Source organism: Shewanella sp. SM55 (genome assembly GCF_025654025.1).
Taxonomy (GTDB): Bacteria; Pseudomonadota; Gammaproteobacteria; order Enterobacterales; family Shewanellaceae; genus Shewanella; species Shewanella oncorhynchi.
Genome location: NZ_JAKKRS010000001.1, coordinates 251,387 through 266,125 on the forward strand (window position 1 = coordinate 251,387; position 14,739 = coordinate 266,125).

A 14,739-nucleotide genomic window follows, 5' to 3' on the forward strand; every position below is an offset into this window, starting at 1 on the left:
CGCTGGTTTTGACTGTTGTTGAGCTGTTTTTAAGCAAAGGCTTAACTCAGCCTATAAGGTGAATGCTTAAAAGATAGCTTCATCCAATTGAGTTAGCATTTCACTCGCCTGCTCAATTTGCTTACGCAGACTGCGACCTTGCACCGCCCAGTAAGCCATGTAGAAATCAGCAGTTTTCAATTTAGCTTGGTAAAATGCGGTTTCTTCGGTGCCCTGCTCCAACGCCGCTAATGCCACCGCGGCACTTCTGGCCCACATCCATGCCAGTGCAGTCACGCCGAACAACTCCAAATAAGCCATAGACGCTGCGCCGATAATGTCAGGATTGGTCGCTGCCTGCGTAGCTAAATAACCGCTAGCCTTTTGCAAATCACCCGCACAATCCATTAAACCACTCACATAGGGTTGCATCGCCGCATTCGTGCTATGTGACTTAATAAACTCTGTCACTAACGCCGACCATTGCTGCATCGCCGCGCCGCGGTCGCTAAGCAGCTTACGCCCCACTAAATCCAATGCCTGAATACCGTTAGTGCCTTCATAAATCAGCGCAATACGGCTATCACGCACAAATTGCTCCATGCCCCACTCATGAATATAACCATGCCCACCAAACACTTGCTGTGCATCAACACAGGCATTAAAACCACGGTTAGTGATAAAACCTTTCACTACGGGCGTGAACAGTGCCGCTAATTGGGAAGCAACTTTGGCTTTGACGGGATCGGTATGACGCTCAGCTTCATCTAGCCACAAAGCTTGTTGTCCAACTAAGGCTCTTGCGCCTTCATTAAAGGCTTTTTGCGAGAGCAACATGCGGCGCACATCGCCATGAACCAAAATCGGATCGGCGGCTTTTTCGGGTGCTTTGGCACCGCTTAAGGCGCGGCTCTGTAATCTATCTTTGGCATAGGCCAGCGCATTTTGATAGGCAATCTCAGAGACGCCCAGCCCTTGCACGCCCACACCTAAACGCGCTTGGTTCATCATAGTAAACATGGCTCGCAGTCCTTGGTGTGGCTCGCCGACAAGCTCACCCAATGCACCTTCAAATACCATTACACAAGTTGAGTTACCGTGAATGCCCATCTTATGTTCAAGGCCACTGGCATATAAAGTGTTCGGTGCGCCTAAACTACCATCGTTATTCACTAATACTTTAGGCACTGCGAACAAAGATATGCCCTTCACGCCTTCAGGCGCATCCGGCAAACGAGCTAATACGAGGTGCACTATGTTGTCGGTGAGTTGATGATCGCCTGAGGAGATAAAAATCTTCTCGCCAGTAATGGCAAAAACGCCTTCGGATACTGGCACGGCTTTGGTGCGTAATAAGGCTAAGTCAGTACCGGCGTGGGACTCAGTCAAGTTCATGGTTCCCGTCCATTCACCGCTGACTAATTTGCTTAAATATTTTTGCTTGAGCGCATCACTGCCGTGGGCATGGATGGCGGCATAGGCGCCATGGGTCAAACCGGGATACATGGCAAAGGCCATATTGGTTGCCGTTTGTATCTCAGTGGCAAAAATCCCCACCACTTCGGGTAAGCCTTGGCCGCCATATTCAGGATCGCAGGTCAGCGTCGGCCAGCCATTATCAACAAACTGCCGATAGGCATTATCAAATCCTTCCGGTGTAATCACCTTACCATCGACCAACTTACAGCCTTGCAGATCGCCGACACTATTGAGCGGTAACATCACTTCACTACTAAAGTCGGCCATACCTTGCAGGATCGCATCGACAAGATCTGGATCGATTTCATCGAACCCCTTGAGAGCATCTTGCTGATAAATATGTAACATTTCATTGAGGATAAATTGATAGTCGCGCAGCGGCGCTTGATAAACTGGCATAATCGCTTCCCTTTTCTTGTTAGACTGCAACTCAACTAAGTGATCTGACCACTTTGGTGCTCTGACCACTTTAGCTAAATCTGCCGAAAAAGAAAGCACCTCAGTATCTGCCACAGACTTTTGTTTACACAAACGAACAGCGAAACCGTAAATTGATCGCAACAAAGCCTTATGTTATCGCGGAAAACTTTGTAAGCTAACTGCCTGTTTTTCTGATATGTCAGCAGAGTTAAGGATATTGTTACTATGGGTTCTGTCACTACTAAAAAGCACGCCAACGGGCTCGATTATGTCGAAGTGAATACGGCGTTATGTCAGGCAAGAATTTTTTTGCAGGGCGCGCAAATAGACTATTTTCAACCCGTAGGCAAACCACCTTTGCTGTGGGTTTCATCGGCTGACGATTATCAACCCGGTAATGGGATCCGTGGCGGAGTACCCGTATGCTGGCCTTGGTTTGGCATGAGTAGTGAAGTGAACTTTCCCCAACACGGTTTCGCCCGTACCCGCATTTGGGCGCTGGAATCGGTAGAAATGCGTAATCAGTTAGTGGATTTACATTTTAGCTTAAAAATCAGTGAGCAAGATAAAATCTATTGGCCGCATAACACTGAGGTCAGCGTGTTATTCACCCTAAGCGACACTCTAAGCATTAGCCTTGTGAATACCAACTTAGGCGATGAAACCGTCACACTTACCCAAGCGCTGCACAGCTATTTCCCGATTGAGGATATCCACCAACTCAAAGCCAGCGGTTTTAGTGGGTCAAAATACATCGAATTTGCACAAGGGCCTTATCCGCAAACCACGGATGAAGTGCTGTTTGATCGCGAGACAGATCGTGTCTATACCGATCTGGGCCCAGTGCAGTTATTGCATACGCCGCAGGGGACAATCGAAGTCAGCCGTGAAAACAGCCAATCCGCCGTATTATGGAACCCATGGATTGAAAAGTCACAACGCCTAGGCCGATTTAATCCGGAGGATTATCTGACCATGGTCTGCCTAGAAGCGGCCAATGTATTAGAAGATAAAGTCGTGCTTGCTCCAGGTGAAACTCACAGTTTAGTGACCCATATTCGCTGGAAAGACTAATGATTAAATATCCTAGCTCTTAATGTCCTAGTCAAAAAACGATACACACAAAAATGCCCAGTCCTATTTGCCAACGCAATCGGGACTGGGCATTTTTATCACTGCAACACCTGAGTGTTTATCACTGCAAAACCAGAGTTTTATCACTACGAAACCTAAGTTTTTATAACGATGAAACTTAAGGTAAAACTTATTTCGCCGATTTCTCTAAGCGCGCCAGCAAGCTAGACGTATCCCAACGGTTACCGCCCATGCCCTGAACTTCTGAATAGAATTGATCCACCAAAGCGGTCAATGGCAAGTGTGAACCATTGCGGCGGGCTTCTTCTAAGGCGATGCCTAAGTCTTTACGCATCCAATCGACGGCAAAACCAAAATCATAGCTCTGGCCCCACATCGTCTTGTAGCGATTTTCCATCTGCCAGCTTTGCGCCGCGCCTTTGCTAATCACTTCAATGACTTTCTCGCCATCGAGTCCCGCTTTACGGGCAAATTGCAGCGCTTCCGCCAAACCTTGCACCACACCCGCGATACAAATTTGGTTCACCATCTTAGTTAACTGACCTGCACCAACCTCACCTAAACGCTCGGCGCAGCGGGCAAAGGCTTCAATCACAGGTTTAACACGCTCAAATACCGCTTCATCGCCGCCGACCATCACAGTCAAGGCGCCATTTTCAGCGCCCGCTTGACCGCCAGACACAGGCGCATCGAGGAAATCAATGCCCTTTTCCGCTAACACTTGATGAAGCTCACGAGCGACATCGGCCGAAGCCGTAGTATGGTCAACCAGCACAGTGCCCTTTTCCATCCCATGAATAACGCCATCACTGCCGAATACCACTTCCCGCAGGTCGTTGTCATTGCCCACGCAAGTAAACACTATATCTTGACCCTCGGCCGCTTCCTTTGGTGTTGGACAGCAGCGACCACCATAGGTGTCGACCCAAGTTTGCGCCTTGGCAAAAGTACGATTATAAACAGTGACCTCATGGCCTTTGTTCAGTAAATGCCTCGCCATGGGATATCCCATTACGCCTAAACCAATAAATGCGACTTTTGCCATGAGCTGATCCTTAAATAGATAAACAAAATGAATCGATTCAAAATAGTGGCCGCAGTTTAACATCCATCAACGGTAACGTCAGAGTGAAATCGGAGCGAGTGATAAACGCACTTTTCGCTAGAAACAACAAAGGCGCCTTAAGCGCCTTTGCTGATTTAATTTATGGGGCTATTTCACCACATGGGCTTCCATTTCGGCGCCAATCTTTTTACGCATTTCCATCAAGCGCAGTGCTGAATCCCGCAAATGAATATCATGTTCCGTCTGTGGTATCCACTCAGGCACAGGCGTAGGTAAGCCATCTTCATCAACTGCGACCATGATCACAATACAATGGGTAGTGAGATGACGCTCAGAAACTTTAGGATCGCCCGCTCGCACATCGATACCGATATGCATAGAAGTTTTACCCGTATAAATCACTTTTGCGCTGACTTCAACAATATTGCCCACCAAAATGGGTTGCACAAAACGAATACCGCCCGCATAAGCAGTAATACAATATTTACCGCTCCAGCCCGCTGCACAGGCATAGGCCGCGAGATCGATCCACTTCATCACAGCGCCGCCGTGAACTTTACCACCAAAATTCACATCCGCAGGCTCTGACAAAAATCTCAGGGTACTTTGTCTATCTATACCAGCCATATAACCTCAACTTATTCAGCCACTGTGGCTCAATGTTTCGTGCAATAGGCTGAGTTTACGATAGAAAGCCCCATTAGCGTAAAAATAATTACGATTGACCTCGTCAAAAAATTCGATTTAACCAAAGTAGCTAATAAGCACGCAGCAAAGCAATAAACTCGGCAACGCTAAACGATAAATCCATAGCTGAAATTCACTACTGACGAAACGCGTACCCTTAGCAAAAGTGTAAACGCCTAAGCCAAACATAAAGAAACCCAGCACTTCGAGGCCCGAAGACATATTGCTATCGCCACCGACGTTAATCGCCGTCACCAATAAGGCAAACCAAACCACCACGTAAGCAGCGATTGCTAAGGTAAAAGTCTTGATCCCAATGTCCATGTTTGGATGCCACACTTTAAACTCACCACGGATCAATTCGGTTAGATTGGCAGTTAATGCGCCAATGAGGGGAACAAGCGGGATCACCGCGGGATTTAACATGACACACTCCATTAAGATTGAATATGTCTGTCATTATCTGTGGTCATTAGAATTAAACAAGCTTGATGAACAAATGTTAACACTATGGATATCATGCAGTTAGAAAGTGACATCTATCACAATAAAGCCATAAGATAACGGAGTTCAACTCACATGAGCAATGAATTTGCCCCATAAAAAATGCGCCCTCAGGCGCATTTTTTCACTGTTTTTTACACCATAAATGCGTGTTTTACACTTTCTTGAACAGTAATGAACCGTTAGTCCCACCGAAACCGAAGGAGTTACACAGAGCGTAATCCATCTTCACGTCACGGGCTGTATGGGCAACAAAATCTAAGTCACAACCTTCATCTGGATTATCCAAGTTAATGGTTGGCGGTACGGCTTGGTCGCGCAGTGCTAGCAAAGTGAAAATCGCTTCAACCGCACCCGCAGCACCTAACAGGTGACCCGTCATCGATTTAGTCGAGCTAACCAGTACTTTATAAGCGTGGTCGCCAAATACTGACTTAACCGCTGCCGCTTCCGCTTTATCACCAGCTGGCGTCGAAGTACCGTGGGCATTGATATAACCAATTTGCTCCAGTGATAACTTAGCGTCATTAATAGCATTGACCATAGCCGCCGCAGCGCCTGCTCCGTCACTTGGAGGCGATGTCATATGGAACGCATCACCGCTCATACCAAAACCGACTAATTCGCCGTAAATGGTCGCACCGCGCGCTTTTGCATGTTCGTACTCTTCCATCACCATCACACCAGCACCATCACCGATCACAAAACCATCACGGTCTTTATCCCATGGACGGCTCGCCGCAGTCGGATCGTCATTGCGTGTCGATAACGCTTTCGCTGCACCAAAACCTGCCACGCCTAAAGGAGAAGTGACATCCTCTGCACCGCCGGCAACCATCACGTCTGCATCACCATAGGCAATGGTACGCGCCGCGAAACCGATATTATGCACGCCCGTAGTACAAGCGGTCGTCACGGCAAAATTTGGCCCTTTCATGCCAAACATGATCGACAAGTGGCCCGAAATCATATTGATGATGGTACTAGGTACGAAAAAAGGAGAAACCTTACGCGGGCCACCATTCATCAATGCGCTGTGACCTTGTTCAATCAACCACATACCGCCCATACCCGCACCAATAGCAGTACCGACACGACCAGGGTTTTCTTTACTCATGTCCAGACCTGAGTCTTGGATAGCTTGGATGCCAGCCGCCATACCGTATTGAATAAAGAGGTCCATCTTACGGGCGTCTTTTTTCGTTACGTATTGCTCAACATCGAAATCTTTTACTGAACCACTGAAACGAGTGGTAAATTCACTGGCATCAAATTTGGTTATCGGTGCAATACCACTCTTACCCGAAAGCAAAGCCTTCCAAGTAGTATCGACAGTATTGCCCACTGGAGTTACTAACCCCAAACCGGTTACCACTACACGACGTTTAGACACGGCAGTCACCTTTAAATGCTAATTTGTTAATTCAGATAGAGGACACAGGGTTTTCTATCATTAGACAATTTCTTAAATAATTTTTATTTAGAAAAATTCGCCAATCTGCGGCGAGCATCTCGTGGATAACAATTAAAACACGATCCAGAGACGATTGAATGGCACGGAGGCAGAATTTGACGGGGGTAAAACAAAAACAGGCGGCAAAAATGCCGCCTGTCTTCAAGAATTCAGAATTACTGATTCTTAGAAACGTAGTCGATCGCTGCTTGAACAGTAGTGATCTTTTCAGCTTCTTCATCAGGGATCTCGGTATCAAACTCTTCTTCCAGAGCCATAACCAACTCAACAGTGTCCAGAGAATCTGCACCCAGATCGTCAACGAAAGATGCCGCTGGCTTAACGTCTTCTTCTTTAACGCCCAGTTGCTCTACAATGATTTTCTTTACACGTTCTTCGATGTTGCTCATTAGTTTTCTTTCCTATTCAAATTACGCACTTGCGTAAGATTGCGAGTAGTTTATTAGATTTGGCTGACAATGCAAGCTTAGTTTTCGTGGTCTAACCACGAAATTTCACTATCAATTGATACAGATCACTACTCAGTTGCGACAGAAATCCCTGCCATTCGCCCTTAAACCATGTACATGCCGCCATTCACATGCAAAGTTTCGCCTGTGATGTAAGCGGCTGAGTCCGAGGCCAAAAAGAGCACTGCATTGGCAATTTCTTGCGCTTGCCCTAATCGTTCCATCGGAACCTGTGACATGATAGCTTTTTGCTGCTCTTCGGTCAGCTCATCTGTCATATCGGTCTGGATAAATCCAGGAGCGATAGCATTAACTGTAATTTGACGAGATGCAACCTCTCTTGCAAGAGATTTTGTAAATCCAATCAAACCCGCTTTTGCTGCCGAGTAGTTAACTTGACCTGCATTGCCCATGGTGCCTACCACTGAACCGATATTGATGATTCGGCCAAAGCGCTTTTTCATCATGGTACGCATCACAGGTTTTGACAGTCTAAATAACGATGTCAGGTTGGTGTCGATAATATCCTGCCATTCATCATCTTTCATCCGCATCAGCAGATTATCACGGGTTATACCCGCGTTGTTGACTAGAATATCAACATCACCCGCTTTTTCTTTGATCGAGGCGAATAAATGTGTAACAGATTCACTATCTGTGACATTAAGCACTAAACCAAAACCTTTGTCACCCAGATATTCTTGGATCGCCGCAGCGCCCTTCTCACTGGTTGCGGTTCCAATAACCACTGCGCCCGCTTCGACCAGTGTCTCAGCGATCGCACGGCCAATACCGCGGCTCGCACCTGTCACCAAAGCCACTTTACCTGTTAAATTCAGGTTGAAACTCATATAAACTCCTTACTCAGTTAATGCTGCTAATGAAGCAACATCATTAACCGCTTGGGCTGATAGTGATTTATTAATTCGTTTTGCTAATCCTGTCAATACTTTACCAGGACCGCATTCCACCAGTTGGGTAATGCCTTTTTGGGCCATTAGCTCAACAGTTTCGCTCCAGCGGACAGGACAATATAACTGACGCACTAACGCATCTTTAATGTCATCAGCAGAGGTGGGTGATGCCACATCAACGTTATTAATCACTGTAATTGTTGGGGTATTAAACTGTACATCGTTTAATGCCACGGCCAGTTTATCCGCCGCAGGTTTCATTAATGCACAGTGTGATGGCACGCTGACAGGTAACGCCACCGCCATTTTAGCGCCTGCTGCTTTACAAGCTGCTGCAGCGCGCTCAACTGCGTCTTTTTGACCTGCAATGACCACTTGACCAGGACTGTTAAAGTTAACTGGACTCACCACGTCACCTTGAGCCGCTTCGGCGCAGGCATTGGCGATACCGTCATTGTCTAACCCAATAATGGCATACATGGCGCCTGCGCCAGCTGGAACCGCTTGCTGCATCAGTTGACCACGTAATTCCACCAACTTAATCGCGTCTTTAAAATCCATCACACCGGCGCAAACTAAAGCAGAATACTCGCCTAAGCTGTGACCCGCTAGTATAGCTGGCATAGGTTTGCCTGAAGCCACGTAGGTACGCCAAATCGCCACGCTCGCCGCTAATAGGGCTGGTTGAGTTTTATCGGTTTCATTTAAGCTTTCAACAGGACCTTGCTGAACCAATGCCCACAGATCATAACCTAAGACGTCACTCGCCTCAGCAAAGGTCTGTCCAACAACAGCATGAGATTCGGCAAGCTCGGCTAACATGCCTAGGGCTTGTGAACCTTGACCCGGAAATACAAAAGCAACATTTTCCATATTCAAATTACCTATGGCTAACTTAATTTATTGAAAAATCATGTGGAACACACATGTAGAACTTAGAAACGAATGAGCGCACTGCCCCACGCAAATCCAGCACCAAAGGCCTCAAGCAGCAGTAGTTGTCCGCGCTGAATACGGCCATCACGTACGGCTTCATCCAATGCAATGGGCACTGACGCGGCAGAAGTATTACCGTGTTTAGCTAAGGTCAATACGACTTTATCAAGACTCATATCAAGCTTTTTCGCGGTGGCATTAATAATACGGAAATTAGCTTGGTGTGGGACTAACCAGTCAATTTCTGACTTATCGATATTGTTGATGCGCAAAGTCTCTGTCACAACATGGGACAATTGAGTCACAGCCACTTTAAAGACATCGTTACCTTTCATGGTCATAAAGCCGACCGCTTCTGAGGTTTCGCCTTTACGTGGTGGAAATGCGCATTTCAATAAGTCGCCTTGGCGACCATCGGCATAAATGTGGGTCGAAATGATCCCTGGCGTTTCAGATGCGCCAATCACAACCGCGCCCGCACCATCACCAAATAAAATAATGGTTGAACGATCTTCTGGCTCACATAGTCGAGACAGCACATCGGCACCAATCACTAATACTTTTTTTGCCGCGCCCGTTTTTACAAATTGGTCGGCGACAGATAAAGCATAAACAAAGCCTGAGCAAGCCGCAGCGATGTCAAATGCTGGAATGGTATGCACGCCAAGCATGGCTTGAATTTCACAGGCCGCAGCCGGAAAAGCATTGGGAGCACTGGTGGTGCCGCAAACGATCATGTCTAAATCTGATGCTTCTATGCCAGCCATTTCTAGCGCTTTTAATGCCGCTTGGTAGCCCATAGTTGAAACGGTTTCATCGAAAGCCGCAATGCGACGTTCTGATATACCTGTACGTTCAACAATCCATTGGTCAGTGGTTTCCACCATTTTTTCCAAATCTTGATTGCTACGCACCTGCACCGGTAGATAACTACCAGTTCCGAGAATTTTTGTATGCATAAGGAGGGATCAGTTATTTATATCTAAAAGAATCGACTCCAAACGATCTTTTATCATTTCAGGGAGTCGACGTTGAGCTTCCGTTACTGCCAAACTAATTGCTTGTAAATAGGCAGTTTCATCCGCGTTTCCATGGCTTTTTACAACTATTCCGCGCAATCCTATCAGACTTGCACCGTTATAGTGGTCGGGGTTCATCTGACTAAGGACCGCCTGGATACGAGGGGCGATAAGTTTAGCCAGAAAACGAACGAATAAACCTTGGGTTAGTCCCCGTTTTAACTGATGTACTAATAACTTGGCAATACCTTCTGAGGTCTTGAGCGTGATGTTACCCACAAACCCATCACAAACAATCACATCCACATTACCGGAATAGATTTCATCCCCTTCGATAAAACCTGTGTAATTGATTTGTTCTGTGTGTTGCAGCAACTGCGCGGCTTGCTGAACTTGGTCATTACCTTTAATTTCTTCAACGCCCACATTGAGCAAGGCGACTTTTGGCCGAGATTTCTTATCTACCGCTTCGCACAGGACTGAGCCCATCACGGCAAACTGAAATAAGGTTTCAGAGTCACAGGAAATATTCGCGCCCAAATCCAACAAATAAACCGGTTTTTGAGTCACCGCAGGTAAACAACTGACTAATGCTGGTCGATCAACACCAGGCAAGGTCTTCAGCAATACTTTCGCCATTGCCATCAGCGCCCCTGTGTTACCGGCACTCACACACGCTTGTGCGCGGTCGTCACGCACTAACTCAATAGCCAATCGCATGGAACTGTTTTTACGTGTACGCAAGGCATGCACAGGCCTATCGGACATACTAACGACTTCATCGGTATGAATGATTTCTGTGCGCGAAAGTAAACTCGCTTCGGCTTGACGTAGATAGACATCAATTTCAGTCTTGTCACCGACTAAAATGATTTTAAGAAAAGAATGTAATTGTAGTGCCCGCAAGGCTGCAGGCACCGTGACGTGGGGGCCATGATCACCACCCATTGCATCTAACGCAAGCGTCAGATTCGTCATTAGGAAACCAACAAATTACTTGTTGATTACCTTTTTACCGCGATAGAAGCCATCTGCAGTCACATTGTGACGCATATGGATTTCACCGCTGGTAGCGTCTACAGACAGCTGAGCAGTGCTCAGTGCGTCATGTGAACGGCGCATTCCGCGCTTTGAACGTGATTTTTTGTTCTGTTGTACAGCCATTGGCCTGTCTCCTCGATTACTTGCTCTTCAGTTTTTCTAACACTGCAAACGGATTTGGACGCTCCTCTTGAGCGGGTTCTATCTCGCCTACAACCATGTCTTTAGATCCTGCACTGCAATCAATTTCTTGATGCATTGGGATTATTGGCATAGCGACTATCAATTCATCTTCGATCAATTGATGTAGACGCACTTCGCCAATTTCATTGCACTCAATTGGGTCATACGCATCCGGGAGCTCATCGATTTCTGCTTTAGTCCGGCATGGACCAAAACAAAACTCGACCGTAACCTCAGTGGTAAATAGCGTCATGCAACGTTGACATATCAGAGTGAGCTCCGTCACAGCCTTCCCTTTCAGGTAGACTATCCCCTGTAAATCTACGCCACATTCAAGCGACACTGCCACATCGGAACAGTCGCCGGCACATAACTCAGTTAATCTTTTCAGTTGCACACCAGGAACAACGCCCTGATAAACTAGGCGACTCGAGGCGGCGCGAAATGGATCAATTGAAACCGGTATCTTTACTGTTTGCATAAGGCGCGCATATTATAGTTTGAAAACGCTAGAGTCAAAGAAAAAATACTAACTTAAGTCCCAGTTTGCGACTTAAGCCTTTCCCCTGCCCCAACATTGAAATTGACGGAAGCGAAATAGTACCCAAGCATGGGGCCGCATACAAGCGCAAGCCGCCTAAAATAGTCGCATTCATTGAAAAGAAACCGTAAAAGACGAAACTCTTGCACTCTCTCGCATTGATTGGTCACAATATGAGTCACTCTTTTGCGGATATCTCATTATGCCAACCCCATTAATCTTAGCTTCGACGTCTGTATATCGACAATCTTTACTGCAAAAACTCGGGTTACCCTTCGAATGCTGCAATCCTAATATTGACGAAACGGCGTATCTCGAAGAATCGGCCCATGCTTTAGTGCTGCGATTAGCCAAAGCAAAAGCCGTCGCGGGGGCAGAACAATTCCCCGATGGTCTGATTATTGGATCCGATCAAGTTGCCGTCATTGATGGCAAGATTATCGGTAAACCCCATCATTTTAATAATGCCGTCGCGCAGCTCACTCAAGCCTCAGGCAAGGCCATCACCTTTTATACTGGTCTTGCACTCTATAATGCCAAAACTGGCGCTATGGCCGCCGAGGTTGAACCCTTTACGGTTCATTTTAGGCATCTTAGCCATGCGCAGATTGTGGCTTACATTGAAAAAGAAGAGCCCTATTATTGCGCGGGCAGTTTTAAGAGCGAAGGTTTAGGTATCGCGTTATTTACAGCGCTCGAAGGTCGCGATCCCAATACCTTAGTTGGCTTACCACTGATATTACTGACGGAAATGCTGTTAGCCCAAGGCGTAGACGTACTCGCTTAAACGTTTACCAAGGCTTTGCTCTATTTGCTCAGTTTATTGAATCGATGACGCGCATCAAAAATACCGGGTTACTGAGTCGTTTCATCGACGAGAAGATGAGACGTAAATAAAAGTGATAAGAAAGTCTCATGCGCAGCGGCATGTATTGCCGCTTCAGCATTAAATAGCAGTATTAGAGGTATTGCAGTAATTGCTTTGGTGAATCAATCAAGGCGATAGGTTTTGCCCGCAGCAACTTTTCGGCACTGTGAGCGCCATAGGTCACGCCAACGCTATCAATCCCTGCATTGGCCGCCATGGTTAAATCCAGCAGAGAATCACCCACCATTAAGGCTCTGTTCGGTGCAATATTCAATTCTTTCAGCAAGCTTGAGATCATTTCAGGGTGGGGTTTGCTGTGCACTTCATCGGCGCAGCGTGACGCAACAAAGTATCGACCTAAGCCCGTTTGCGCAAAAACGCGATCAAGTCCCGCACGGGCTTTACCAGTTGCGACGGCTAACTTATAGCCCTGGCTATGCAAGTCATCAATTAACGCTGGAGTTTGTACAAACAAGGGCGTTGGCGTGGTGTCTAAATGCAAATATTGTGCTTTAAACTCAGCGCGCATCTGCTGATATTGATCATCTTCGTCTAGGTTGAATGCGTTTTTAGAATGTAGAAGCTGAGAATATACAGAAGAAGCGCTGCAATTAAGCCCCTGTGGGAACAGGACTCGAAGCGCTTCTGTCATAGAAAGACCAATAATATCGCGAATGTCACTTTCAGTTGGGATAGGTAACTGCAATGCCTTAGCCATATTTTCAATACAAGTGATAATTTTACCGATGGAATCCATCAGAGTGCCATCCCAATCGAAAATCACTAAATCGTATTGCTTTATCTTCATCCTTGAAACCTATCCCCGTCGATTACGCACGCTTTAACTTATCGAGTAATTGCGACAAATTTTCATCTAAAGGCGCTGAAACCCGCATCACTTCATCATTTTCTGGATGAATGAACATCAATTCAGCGGCATGTAAAAAGAGTCGAGTTAAGCCTAATGCACGCATGCTATCGTCAAATCCTTGCTCGCTGTACTTATCATCACAGGCGATTGGATGACCGGCAAATTGACAATGCACCCGAATTTGATGAGTACGTCCAGTGACAGGGCTTGCCTTCACTAAAGTACAACCTTGGTAACGCTGCATAATTTTAAAGCGCGTTTCTGAAGGTTTACCCTCAGCATTAACACGCACAATGCGCTCACCGGATTTAAGGGTGATTTTCAATAAAGGCTGTTTAACGGCTTTATCTTGAACAGACCATTCACCTTTAACTAAGGCCAAATAGTCTTTCTGCATCTTTTTATACCGAAGCTGATCATGCAGATGTTTAAGCGCGCTACGCTTTTTCGCCACCAACAACACACCCGAAGTATCTTTATCGAGACGATGTACTAGCTCTAAAAACTTTTGTTGAGGACGCAGTGAACGCAATGCTTCAATCACACCGTAATCGACTCCACTACCACCATGCACGGCAATGCCAGCAGGTTTATTCAGCACGATCAAATGATTGTCTTCATGCAAAATACGATCTTCAAGTTGCGAGACTTTGCTTAAGTTCGCCGATGGTGCGGTACGGTTATCCGGCTCTGCCACGCGGACTGGCGGAATACGTACTATGTCGCCAATCTGCAACTTGTACTCGGGTTTGATGCGTTTCTTATTCACTCGAACCTCGCCCTTGCGGACAATGCGATAGATCATGCTTTTCGGCACGCCCTTCAGCTTGGTCATTAAGTAGTTATCGATACGCTGTTCGAAGTGATCTTCATCAATCGTGATCAACTGAACCTGTTGTGGGGTGGATTCTATATTCATGATGCGCCATCTAATTATAACGGCCGCCATTGTACAACAACTGAGAAGAATTGTGCCTTTCCATTGCTGAATTTTTTGATTATTGCTATATTTCACCAGCGATTAGGGATAAGCCGTGAATAAAGTGTTCACAACGCCCTGATCCCAAGCGGAAAATTTAACGGATAAAAAAAGATTTTCTTGATAGCAAATCATTGATTTGCAAATCGTATACAGAGTAAAAATACCACAAATGCGTTTTTTACGATTAAATCGAGAAAGTCACCTTACTTTAATAAGGTTTACCCTAGGTTT

Annotated in this window: 16 protein-coding genes; 2 read left to right on the forward strand and 14 right to left on the reverse strand. The window is 46.3% G+C overall.

All coding sequences use genetic code 11. The annotated features are described in order from the left end of the window. Positions 1 to 66 precede the first annotated feature (66 nt). A complete protein-coding gene (locus tag L5L91_RS01115) occupies positions 67 to 1,857 on the reverse strand; it encodes an acyl-CoA dehydrogenase C-terminal domain-containing protein (RefSeq protein ID WP_263235654.1) in 1,791 nt (596 codons plus the stop codon). A gap of 246 nt (positions 1,858 to 2,103) precedes the next feature. Between L5L91_RS01115 and L5L91_RS01120 the strand changes: the two genes are divergently transcribed. Beyond that, a complete protein-coding gene (locus L5L91_RS01120) occupies positions 2,104 to 2,952 on the forward strand; it encodes a D-hexose-6-phosphate mutarotase (RefSeq protein ID WP_263235483.1) in 849 nt (282 codons plus the stop codon). A gap of 190 nt (positions 2,953 to 3,142) precedes the next feature. Here the strand turns inward: L5L91_RS01120 and L5L91_RS01125 are convergent, their stop codons facing one another. The 11 genes from L5L91_RS01125 to yceD form a co-directional block, all read right to left on the reverse strand. After that, the gene (locus L5L91_RS01125; protein WP_105252854.1) at positions 3,143 to 4,018 is read right to left on the reverse strand and encodes an NAD(P)-dependent oxidoreductase; all 876 of its coding nucleotides are present in this window, start codon (positions 4,016 to 4,018) and stop codon (positions 3,143 to 3,145) included. A 168-nt stretch (positions 4,019 to 4,186) separates the two neighbouring features. Next, the gene (locus L5L91_RS01130; RefSeq protein ID WP_105252855.1) at positions 4,187 to 4,666 is read right to left on the reverse strand and encodes an acyl-CoA thioesterase; all 480 of its coding nucleotides are present in this window, start codon (positions 4,664 to 4,666) and stop codon (positions 4,187 to 4,189) included. 117 nt (positions 4,667 to 4,783) lie between these two features. Then, entirely contained in the window at positions 4,784 to 5,152 is a 369-nt protein-coding gene (locus L5L91_RS01135) for a hypothetical protein (RefSeq protein WP_263144557.1), read from the reverse strand. Positions 5,153 to 5,384: 232 nt separating this feature from the next. Continuing rightward, positions 5,385 to 6,623 (reverse strand): beta-ketoacyl-ACP synthase II, encoded by a 1,239-nt coding sequence (gene fabF, locus L5L91_RS01140; RefSeq protein WP_006087466.1) that lies wholly within the window; start codon positions 6,621 to 6,623, stop codon positions 5,385 to 5,387. Positions 6,624 to 6,859: 236 nt separating this feature from the next. Beyond that, the gene (gene acpP, locus L5L91_RS01145; RefSeq protein WP_006081231.1) at positions 6,860 to 7,093 is read right to left on the reverse strand and encodes an acyl carrier protein; all 234 of its coding nucleotides are present in this window, start codon (positions 7,091 to 7,093) and stop codon (positions 6,860 to 6,862) included. A 164-nt stretch (positions 7,094 to 7,257) separates the two neighbouring features. Beyond that, complete coding sequence (gene fabG / locus L5L91_RS01150; RefSeq protein WP_006081230.1) at positions 7,258 to 8,004, reverse strand: 3-oxoacyl-ACP reductase FabG; 747 nt, start codon at positions 8,002 to 8,004, stop codon at positions 7,258 to 7,260. Between the two features lie 9 nt (positions 8,005 to 8,013). Beyond that, complete coding sequence (gene fabD / locus L5L91_RS01155) at positions 8,014 to 8,940, reverse strand: ACP S-malonyltransferase (protein ID WP_263235486.1); 927 nt, start codon at positions 8,938 to 8,940, stop codon at positions 8,014 to 8,016. A gap of 62 nt (positions 8,941 to 9,002) precedes the next feature. Beyond that, positions 9,003 to 9,962, reverse strand: coding sequence for a beta-ketoacyl-ACP synthase III (locus L5L91_RS01160; RefSeq protein WP_028760369.1), 960 nt, complete (start codon positions 9,960 to 9,962; stop codon positions 9,003 to 9,005). 9 nt (positions 9,963 to 9,971) lie between these two features. Continuing rightward, complete coding sequence (gene plsX, locus L5L91_RS01165; RefSeq protein WP_263205564.1) at positions 9,972 to 11,000, reverse strand: phosphate acyltransferase PlsX; 1,029 nt, start codon at positions 10,998 to 11,000, stop codon at positions 9,972 to 9,974. Positions 11,001 to 11,015: 15 nt separating this feature from the next. Continuing rightward, the gene (rpmF, locus tag L5L91_RS01170) at positions 11,016 to 11,186 is read right to left on the reverse strand and encodes a 50S ribosomal protein L32 (protein WP_006081226.1); all 171 of its coding nucleotides are present in this window, start codon (positions 11,184 to 11,186) and stop codon (positions 11,016 to 11,018) included. Positions 11,187 to 11,202: 16 nt separating this feature from the next. Continuing rightward, positions 11,203 to 11,727 (reverse strand): 23S rRNA accumulation protein YceD, encoded by a 525-nt coding sequence (gene yceD, locus L5L91_RS01175; RefSeq protein WP_028760371.1) that lies wholly within the window; start codon positions 11,725 to 11,727, stop codon positions 11,203 to 11,205. A gap of 262 nt (positions 11,728 to 11,989) precedes the next feature. Between yceD and L5L91_RS01180 the strand changes: the two genes are divergently transcribed. After that, positions 11,990 to 12,574 carry a Maf family protein gene (locus tag L5L91_RS01180; RefSeq protein ID WP_263196023.1) on the forward strand — a complete coding sequence of 195 codons (585 nt, stop codon included), beginning with the start codon at positions 11,990 to 11,992 and terminating at the stop codon, positions 12,572 to 12,574. A 172-nt stretch (positions 12,575 to 12,746) separates the two neighbouring features. On the opposite strand, the gene L5L91_RS01185 is transcribed toward L5L91_RS01180, so the two are convergent. Both L5L91_RS01185 and rluC read right to left on the reverse strand, forming a co-directional pair. Beyond that, positions 12,747 to 13,463 carry an HAD family hydrolase gene (locus tag L5L91_RS01185; RefSeq protein WP_263211685.1) on the reverse strand — a complete coding sequence of 239 codons (717 nt, stop codon included), beginning with the start codon at positions 13,461 to 13,463 and terminating at the stop codon, positions 12,747 to 12,749. Between the two features lie 22 nt (positions 13,464 to 13,485). Then, positions 13,486 to 14,445 (reverse strand): 23S rRNA pseudouridine(955/2504/2580) synthase RluC, encoded by a 960-nt coding sequence (rluC, locus tag L5L91_RS01190; protein ID WP_263211683.1) that lies wholly within the window; start codon positions 14,443 to 14,445, stop codon positions 13,486 to 13,488. Positions 14,446 to 14,739: the final 294 nt, after the last annotated feature.

Excerpts from the sequence above, each read along its gene's own strand:
- L5L91_RS01115 (WP_263235654.1), bottom strand. The coding sequence starts at position 1,857 with ATGCCAGTTTATCAAGCGCCGCTGCGCGACTATCAATTTATCCTCAAT.
- L5L91_RS01135 (WP_263144557.1), bottom strand. The coding sequence starts at position 5,152 with ATGTTAAATCCCGCGGTGATCCCGCTTGTTCCCCTCATTGGCGCATTA.
- fabG (WP_006081230.1), bottom strand. The coding sequence starts at position 8,004 with ATGAGTTTCAACCTGAATTTAACAGGTAAAGTGGCTTTGGTGACAGGT.
- rpmF (WP_006081226.1), bottom strand. The coding sequence starts at position 11,186 with ATGGCTGTACAACAGAACAAAAAATCACGTTCAAAGCGCGGAATGCGC.
- L5L91_RS01185 (WP_263211685.1), bottom strand. The coding sequence starts at position 13,463 with ATGAAGATAAAGCAATACGATTTAGTGATTTTCGATTGGGATGGCACT.
- fabD (WP_263235486.1), bottom strand. The coding sequence starts at position 8,940 with ATGGAAAATGTTGCTTTTGTATTTCCGGGTCAAGGTTCACAAGCCCTA.
- plsX (WP_263205564.1), bottom strand. The coding sequence starts at position 11,000 with ATGACGAATCTGACGCTTGCGTTAGATGCAATGGGTGGTGATCATGGC.
- rluC (WP_263211683.1), bottom strand. The coding sequence starts at position 14,445 with ATGAATATAGAATCCACCCCACAACAGGTTCAGTTGATCACGATTGAT.
- L5L91_RS01125 (WP_105252854.1), bottom strand. The coding sequence starts at position 4,018 with ATGGCAAAAGTCGCATTTATTGGTTTAGGCGTAATGGGATATCCCATG.
- L5L91_RS01120 (WP_263235483.1), top strand. The coding sequence starts at position 2,104 with ATGGGTTCTGTCACTACTAAAAAGCACGCCAACGGGCTCGATTATGTC.
- L5L91_RS01160 (WP_028760369.1), bottom strand. The coding sequence starts at position 9,962 with ATGCATACAAAAATTCTCGGAACTGGTAGTTATCTACCGGTGCAGGTG.
- L5L91_RS01180 (WP_263196023.1), top strand. The coding sequence starts at position 11,990 with ATGCCAACCCCATTAATCTTAGCTTCGACGTCTGTATATCGACAATCT.
- L5L91_RS01130 (WP_105252855.1), bottom strand. The coding sequence starts at position 4,666 with ATGGCTGGTATAGATAGACAAAGTACCCTGAGATTTTTGTCAGAGCCT.
- yceD (WP_028760371.1), bottom strand. The coding sequence starts at position 11,727 with ATGCAAACAGTAAAGATACCGGTTTCAATTGATCCATTTCGCGCCGCC.
- acpP (WP_006081231.1), bottom strand. The coding sequence starts at position 7,093 with ATGAGCAACATCGAAGAACGTGTAAAGAAAATCATTGTAGAGCAACTG.